We start from the raw sequence: 7,455 nt of genomic DNA, 5'->3' as shown, positions 1-7,455 counted from the left end.
AAAAGTCCGCATAGTGACAGGGTGTGCTAGCGAACAGATAGCATTATCTGATGGGATGGAGGTCTATCTCCATCTCATTTTTAAACTATTTGAAAGAGAGAAGACGGGGAATGCAGAAACGCTTATTTAATAATAAGTTGCTAAATATTATTGCGATTATAATTTTCAGTCTTGCTTTAATCGTAGGGCTTGCGAGTTGCAGTTCTAATAAAGGTGAGAAGGGAAGAGAAAAAAAGAAGACGGAAGTTACAAAGGAAAAGACGACATCTGAGAAATCGGTAGATGACTCTAGCGCTAATGGCGAAAGTGCGAATGAAGCGAGTAACGATAACGACTCCGATAAAAAGTCTCAAAAGAAGGAAAGCGAGAGCAAAAAGAAAAAAGAGAAAGAACGAGAAAAAGTTAAGAAAGAGAAGGATAAAAAAAGTAAAAGCGATTCAAGTTCAGGAAGATCAACTCACTCAAAGAAAAAGTGGGTGCCTGCTGTATATAAGACAGTTACGCATCCGGCAGTTACACGGCAACAGAAGTATGTTGATTACTATACTTGTCAGTGTGGTGCTGTTTTTACTACGAACGCAGAGTGGCAGGCACATAGGCCTAATCCTTGAAATCAAAAACATACATTTGCGGCTCCGCATGTGACGACCAAAACAGTTACCGTTAAAGAAGCATACACCGAGCAGGTGCTTGTCAGCGAAGGACACTGGGAATAAGTTAATACTTTAAATGAAAATTCGTGTATACTATAGAGTAATGTATGAAAAGGCAGGTCTATAGTATGAAAGAGATTCAAAATATAAAAATTCGTGAGGTGAAACGTTCCGACATATCTGAAATAGGGCGCATTTTATCCGAGAACTATCACGATACATACACAAATATACTAGATAAGAGATACATGAGCTCCGTAAATCCTGAGAGTGCGGCTGCTAGAATGGATGCATATTTCCTTACACCGGGAAATGAAATGTTTGTAGCCGAAGCTCTAGCCGATGAAGTTCAGGGCAAGGTTGTCGGCTTCGTAGCCGGAACTCCTTCACCAGATGTGCTAGGCGCATTTTGGCTTGAGATGATTCATGTAGAAGCGGCTTATAGGGATTTTGGTATTGGACGCAAGCTGCTGTTTGCTATGGGGAGTAGAGTTGTGAATACTGGGTACTCTCAAATGGTAATCGATGTATTTGCAGGGAATTACAAGGCAGAAGAGATATATAAGCACTATGGGGCTAAGCAGATTGATGAATATTATCAAGATGTTGAGGGCTTCGGCGTGCTCTCGGCACTACTCAGCTGGGATGACTTATCGATGTTCAAGGGATAGGAGGAGCGTGTGGATATTTTTATAAAAATGGTTACATCGGCGCAGTTCATTAGTAGTGCCGTAATAATCGCGGTTGCGATTATCATGACATTTGTCATCGAGCACGCCCACAAGCTGTATGTCAAGAAGACCAACAACACGGTGCAGATGAATGCCATCGTGAAATCGACATTCAGAATGATTAAGACCGTTACCTGGATAATTTCGATTCTAGCAGTGCTAGAGTTCAATAACATCCGAGTTACATCTATTATCGCTGGTGTCGGTGTTGCCGGTGCTATCTTCGGTATGGCTATGCAGGATGTATTTAAAGACGTACTGATGGGTATGCATATTATTAACGACAAAGCTTTTAAGGTTGGTGATGTCATTAAGATCGACGATGACGAAGGTATAGTGACGATGTTCACCCTTCAGACTACACAGTATACGAGTATTAATACTGGAGATCACGTTACAGTTTGCAACCGTAACATCTCTAAGGTTGGTGTATCAACAGGTATCTATGATATTGATATCGGGCTCAGATACGACGAAGATCCTGACCATGTTAAGGAAATCTTTACTACTTGTGCCAAGAGAATTAAGGCGATTAAAGGGATCAAGAATGCCGAGTATCTGGCTATTCAGAACTTTGAGGCATCATCTGTAACCTATAGGATTAGATATTGGTGCAAGCCGAAGGATAAATGGGTTATGAGAAGAGCTGCGATGGGAGTTTTACAGAAGTGCATAATCGAATCTGACATTGCGCTTCCTTACAGCCAGCTTGATGTACATGTAATCGATTCTCATGGTAATTAAGACAATAGAAAAAGCACTGCAGCCCGAAAGCTGCAGTGCTTTTTCAGTTGTATCAAGTGGTGCGATCGAGTGGATTCGAACCGCTGTTTTATACCTCAATACACCTTGTTTTTTTAGTTGGTGCGCCCGAGCGGATTCGAACCGCTGACCATTTCATTCGGAGTGAATTACTCTATCCCCTGAGCTACGGGCGCACATAATCCGCAAGAAAGTCTTTGCATAATTCCACCATTTGCACGGCTTCCCCTCTTGTAAATATGTAGAATATTATAGCAGAAAATGATATAATATGCGACAATTGCAGTGTGTGAAAACGCACACATTAAAGCTGTAAAACCGCTAAAAATCAAGATATCCGTATCACTTCGTTGGTGTAACGTATAGGTGGGATAGCTGATTTAAGCTAGATGATATATAAGTAGAGGGCACAGATGGGAAACACGTTATATCTAATCAGACACGGAGATACAGAAGGTACGCTAAAGGACATGTTCTATGGCAGTACTGACTTGCCGTTAGTTGAACAGGGCGTGCAGCAGATTAAGGCGCTGCGTGATAAAGGCGCGTACCCTAAACCAGATGGAGCTAAACTCTATACATCTGGAATGCTCAGAACCGAACAGACCTTTAAACTCATATTTGGAAATAGGGATCACGAGATTATCCACGACCTAAGGGAGGTTGGAGTAGGCATCTTTGAGATGAAGACGATGGAAGAAGTGCTTCAGCATGATGAGGCCAGGGCTTGGCTTGAGGGTAAGAAGGACTTTATGGATTTTCCAGACGGTGAGACCAACGACGGATTTATCGAAAGAGTAGCTCGTGGACTTGACGTACTCAAAGGGGACATTCAACATTCAGATGTCGTAGGTGTACTCCATGGTGCCGTTATTTTTACATGTATGGAGATGATGTTTCCAGCGGTAAAAGAGAAGGCTTGGCACTGGACTCCGAGCCCGGCAAGTGGCTATGCTATTACTTTTACGGATAAAAAACCTATCGAGTATAGGGAAATAGGATAGAAAAGCAGTTCTCTCGTGCTTCGAGAGAGCTTTTTCGTTGTTTCATCACTTATTTACTATTTAATGTAGTATAATTAATCGGATATACACAGATATAGGAGAGTGCATTCAGTTAAATGACACCGTACATTATAAGCATCGTGCTTTTGCTCGTGTTATCGGGCATTTTCTCCGCTACGGAGACAGCGTTCACTTCGGTGAGCAAGATTAAAATGAAGAATATGGCTAGCGACGACAATGAAAGTGCAAAGCTTGTCTTAGAGATAACTGAGAACTTCGATAAGTTTCTTACCACGATTTTAATTGGCAATAACATTGCAAATATCGCAACGACATCTATCGCCACTGTTATGTTCATCAAGTTATACGGCCACTACGGTGCGACGATTTCGACAGTTGTGGTGACTGTGTTGGTTCTAGTGTTTGGAGAGATTTCTCCTAAGAATATAGCCAAGGATAAGGCGGAAGGTCTTTCACTATTCATGGCACCCGCAGTAAAGGGTTTGATGATTCTATTTACTCCCCTTAACTGGATATTTGGAGTGTGGAAGCGCATAGTTGACAAAGTGTTCAAAATTTCAGCAGAACAAGGTTATACAGAGGACGAACTCAAGACGATTATTGAGGAGGCGAAGACCGGCGGAAATATCGGTGAATCACAGAGTGAACTGATCACTAATGCCATTGAGTTCGAAGACCTCGAGGCAATCGATATAATCACGCCGCGAATCGACATCATCGCGATTGAGCTCGGAACGCCTAACGAAGAGATAGCTAAGTTATTTAAGAGCACAGGCCTTTCGAGACTTCCGGTGTTCGAGGATGACCTCGACAATATAATCGGAATTCTCAACCAGAAGGATTTTCATAACTATGTAGTCGGCGAAGGCAAGAGCGTGAACCTCTACATCAAGCCGGTTGCTTACGTAGCCGAATCGATTAAAGCATCGATATTGCTCAAGAAGATGCAGGCAAAGGCAACTCACATGGCGATTATCGTTGATGAATACGGCGGTACAACGGGACTCGTAACGATGGAGGATATCATCGAGGAGCTAGTAGGAAAGATTTACGACGAGCACGATACCGTTGAGATGAGAGAGGTTACGGATCTTATAGACGGTTCTTTTTCAGTTGCTGGAGGCGCTAATGTCGAAAAGTTCTTCGAACTACAAGGCGAAGATATCGATATCGATGCAACTACAGTTAATGGTTGGGCGATGATTGAACTCGACCGCATCCCTAAGGTGGGAGATGTATTCGAATACGAATCGAAGCACAAACTGTTCAAGGTGAGAGTTACAAGGGCAGATGCCAAGAGGGCGCTCAGACTCCACATCCGAATTGAAGACAAACCTGACGAGGACGAGGATGACAACTAATGATAATGATTTAGAAAGTAAATAATTATTAAAATACATATATAAACGTATTAGCAAGAAAGAAGGGAGCCACGTAAATGGGTTTAGTAGAAAAGATATTTGGAGACCTCAACAAGAGAGAGGTCAAGAAGATAGAGAAAATCGTAGACGTAATTGAATCTTACGACGAGCAGATGCAACAGCTTAGTGATGAGGAGCTACGCGCTAAAACAGAAGAATTCAAGAAGCGTCTAGGAACTATCAGAGAAGAGGGTGAAGAAGGTCCGTTTGAGACTGTTGATGATATCCTGCCAGAAGCATTTGCCGTATGCCGTGAGGGTGCGGTTAGAAGCCTTGGAATGAAGCATTTCCGCGTTCAGCTCATTGGAGGTGTAGTTCTTCATCAAGGAAGAATTGCCGAGATGAAGACTGGTGAAGGTAAGACTCTCGTGGCTACACTTGCTGCGTATCTAAATGCGCTTACAGGCAAGGGCGTTCACGTAGTTACAGTTAACGATTACCTCGCAAAGCGAGATGCTGACTGGATGGGCAAGTTATATACATTCCTAGGACTCACAGTTGGCTGCGTTATCAACTCGCTTCAGGGAGATGATCGTAAGGCTGCTTACATGGCAGACATCACATACGGAACGAATAACGAGTTTGGTTTCGATTACCTGCGTGATAACATGGTTACTTATCAGGAAGAGTTGACTCAACGAGAGCTCAATTTCGCTATCGTCGACGAGGTCGACTCGATTCTCGTTGATGAGGCTCGCACACCGCTCATCATCTCTGGTAAAGGTGTTGATTCAAGTGATATGTACCGCACTGCAAATGTATTCGTTAAGACTCTTATCCGAGATACTACTCGTGACGATGAAGAGGGTGAGAACGGAGTACACGGAGATTACACAGTAGATGAGAAAGACAAACAGGTTGCCTTAAACGAAGCCGGCATCAAGGCTGCTGAAGCATACTTTGGTATCGAGAACTTCTCTGATCCGGATAACATGGAGCTCAATCACTACGTAAATCAGGCACTGCATGCGAACTATCTGATGAAGTGCGATGTTGATTATATCGTTAAGGATGGCGAAATCCTTATCGTTGATGAGTTCACCGGACGTCTCATGTATGGAAGACGTTTCTCGAACGGTCTACATCAGGCTATCGAGGCTAAGGAAGGCGTTTCAGTAAGATCGGAGTCCAAGACTCTAGCGACTATCACGCTCCAGAACTACTTCCGTATGTATGAGAAGCTATCCGGTATGACGGGTACTGCCAAGACAGAGGAAGATGAATTTAGAGACATCTATAACATGGATGTAGTTGTCATTCCAACCAATAAGCCGATTGCTAGAATTGACCTGGAGGACTCGGTATACGCTCGTCAGTCTGGAAAATACAAAGCTATCGTCGAGAGAGTTGCTGAAGCGCACGCAGTAGGACAGCCAGTGCTCGTAGGTACTATATCGATCGAGATTTCAGAACTCCTTAGCGAAATGCTCAAGAAGAAGGGTATAAAGCACAACGTCCTCAATGCAAAACATCACGAGAAGGAAGCTGAAATCGTAGCTGAAGCAGGCCGTAAGAGTGCTGTTACAATCGCTACCAACATGGCTGGTCGTGGTACCGACATCATACTCGGTGGTAACCCTGACTTTGAAGCCAGACGAGAGATGAAGAAGCTCGAGTACACTCCTGAACAAATCGCTTTTGCAACAGGCTTCGAGAAGTCGAATGATGAGGAACTCAATGCTGCTAGAAACAAGTATCAGGAGCTCTTAAAGCATTTTTCGTCTGAGAGAAATGACGAGCAGGAAGAAGTTAGAGAGCTCGGTGGACTCTGCATCATCGGTACAGAAAGACACGAATCGAGACGTATCGATAACCAGCTGCGTGGACGTTCCGGACGTCAGGGCGACCCTGGTGTTACACAGTTCTTCATTTCCCTAGAAGACGATTTGATGAGACTCTTTGGTGGAGAGAAGATGCAAAGAATCGTTGAGGGCGTTGGTCTTGGTGATGACGATGCTCTTGAGGCTAAGGTGCTTTCGAGAAGAATTGAAAATGCTCAGAAGAAAATCGAGGGTAAGAACTTCGGTATTCGGAAATACGTTCTTCAGTATGACGATGTAATGAACAGACAACGATCTCAGATTTACGAACAGCGTAAGATGGTTCTCGATGGTGAGAATCTGCGTGACTACATCATGGGTATGGTGGAAGAGCTTGTAAATGGCGTTGTTGCACCGATTACCATGGAAACTCGTTTCTCGGAAGACTGGGATATGGACGAGATCTTCTACGGCTGTGAGCAGATCACACCTGCGTTTAAGGGCAGACTGAGCTACACAGAGGAAGAGCTTAGAGACTTAGATGAGGATAAGTTACGCGAAGATATCGTAAATGTCTTCGAGCAGATTTATAGAGAGAAGGAAGAGGAAGTTGGCATCGAACATATGCGTGAAGTAGAGCGCATGATTATGCTTAGAGTCGTTGATAATCGCTGGATGGATCACATTGATGCGATGGAGCAGCTCAAGAATGGAATCGGACTTCGTGGATACGGACAGCAGGATCCGGCAGTTGCTTATGCAAAGGAAGGCTTCGGCATGTTTGAAGAGATGATTGCAGATATCCGTGAGGAGACTGTAAAATACTGCTTCAATGTAACCGTTGAGACTCGTACGGAGCGCCGTGTTGTTTCAAGGGATGAGGTTGAACGTAAGGAAGAATATTATGATGAAGATATCGCAGCTGCACACGGAGATGGACAACAGTATCATGATAACGGAGAGCATATTCAGGAGCCGGTTCACCGCAATACCCCTAAGATCGGTAGAAATGATCCATGCCCATGCGGATCTGGCAAAAAGTACAAGAATTGCTGCGGCAAGTTTCAATAGGAGTTTCCGTCGTACTAAGCAAGCATGATTGG

The 7,455-nt window shown here is 43.8% G+C and carries 6 protein-coding genes and 1 tRNA gene; 6 read left to right on the top strand and 1 reads right to left on the bottom strand.

What is annotated here, in order from left to right:
• Positions 1-110 precede the first annotated feature (110 nt).
• The 3 genes from AXF17_RS00310 to AXF17_RS00300 all read left to right on the top strand — a co-directional run bounded on the left by AXF17_RS00310 (position 111) and on the right by AXF17_RS00300 (position 2,128).
• Complete coding sequence (locus tag AXF17_RS00310; RefSeq protein ID WP_094233286.1) at positions 111-611, top strand: hypothetical protein; 501 nt, start codon at positions 111-113, stop codon at positions 609-611.
• A 170-nt stretch (positions 612-781) separates the two neighbouring features.
• The gene (locus AXF17_RS00305; RefSeq protein ID WP_157682501.1) at positions 782-1,324 is read left to right on the top strand and encodes a GNAT family N-acetyltransferase; all 543 of its coding nucleotides are present in this window, start codon (positions 782-784) and stop codon (positions 1,322-1,324) included.
• A gap of 9 nt (positions 1,325-1,333) precedes the next feature.
• Positions 1,334-2,128, top strand: a complete 795-nt coding sequence (locus AXF17_RS00300; protein ID WP_094233284.1) for a mechanosensitive ion channel family protein — start codon at positions 1,334-1,336, stop codon at positions 2,126-2,128.
• A 118-nt stretch (positions 2,129-2,246) separates the two neighbouring features.
• Here AXF17_RS00300 and AXF17_RS00295 read toward each other — a convergent pair.
• Positions 2,247-2,322 (bottom strand) — tRNA-Arg (locus AXF17_RS00295).
• Between the two features lie 237 nt (positions 2,323-2,559).
• Here AXF17_RS00295 and AXF17_RS00290 point away from each other — a divergent pair.
• From AXF17_RS00290 to secA, 3 genes are all read left to right on the top strand, one after another.
• Positions 2,560-3,150: a histidine phosphatase family protein gene (locus tag AXF17_RS00290; RefSeq protein ID WP_094233283.1), complete on the top strand. Its 591-nt coding sequence runs from the start codon at positions 2,560-2,562 to the stop codon at positions 3,148-3,150.
• Between the two features lie 116 nt (positions 3,151-3,266).
• The gene (locus AXF17_RS00285) at positions 3,267-4,532 is read left to right on the top strand and encodes a hemolysin family protein (RefSeq protein ID WP_094233282.1); all 1,266 of its coding nucleotides are present in this window, start codon (positions 3,267-3,269) and stop codon (positions 4,530-4,532) included.
• A gap of 77 nt (positions 4,533-4,609) precedes the next feature.
• The gene (gene secA, locus AXF17_RS00280) at positions 4,610-7,423 is read left to right on the top strand and encodes a preprotein translocase subunit SecA (RefSeq protein WP_094233281.1); all 2,814 of its coding nucleotides are present in this window, start codon (positions 4,610-4,612) and stop codon (positions 7,421-7,423) included.
• Positions 7,424-7,455 lie beyond the last annotated feature (32 nt).

The sequence above is a fragment of the Mogibacterium pumilum genome, assembly GCF_002243385.1.
Lineage (GTDB): Bacteria > Bacillota > Clostridia > Peptostreptococcales > Anaerovoracaceae > Mogibacterium > Mogibacterium pumilum.
The sequence above is the reverse complement of the archived record's forward strand: the minus strand, read 5'-3'. Positions and strand labels throughout refer to the sequence as shown.

Coding starts and splice junctions, on each gene's coding strand:
- AXF17_RS00305 (WP_157682501.1), top strand. CDS start 782: ATGAAAGAGATTCAAAATATAAAAATTCGTGAGGTGAAACGTTCCGAC.
- secA (WP_094233281.1), top strand. CDS start 4,610: ATGGGTTTAGTAGAAAAGATATTTGGAGACCTCAACAAGAGAGAGGTC.
- AXF17_RS00285 (WP_094233282.1), top strand. CDS start 3,267: ATGACACCGTACATTATAAGCATCGTGCTTTTGCTCGTGTTATCGGGC.
- AXF17_RS00310 (WP_094233286.1), top strand. CDS start 111: ATGCAGAAACGCTTATTTAATAATAAGTTGCTAAATATTATTGCGATT.
- AXF17_RS00290 (WP_094233283.1), top strand. CDS start 2,560: ATGGGAAACACGTTATATCTAATCAGACACGGAGATACAGAAGGTACG.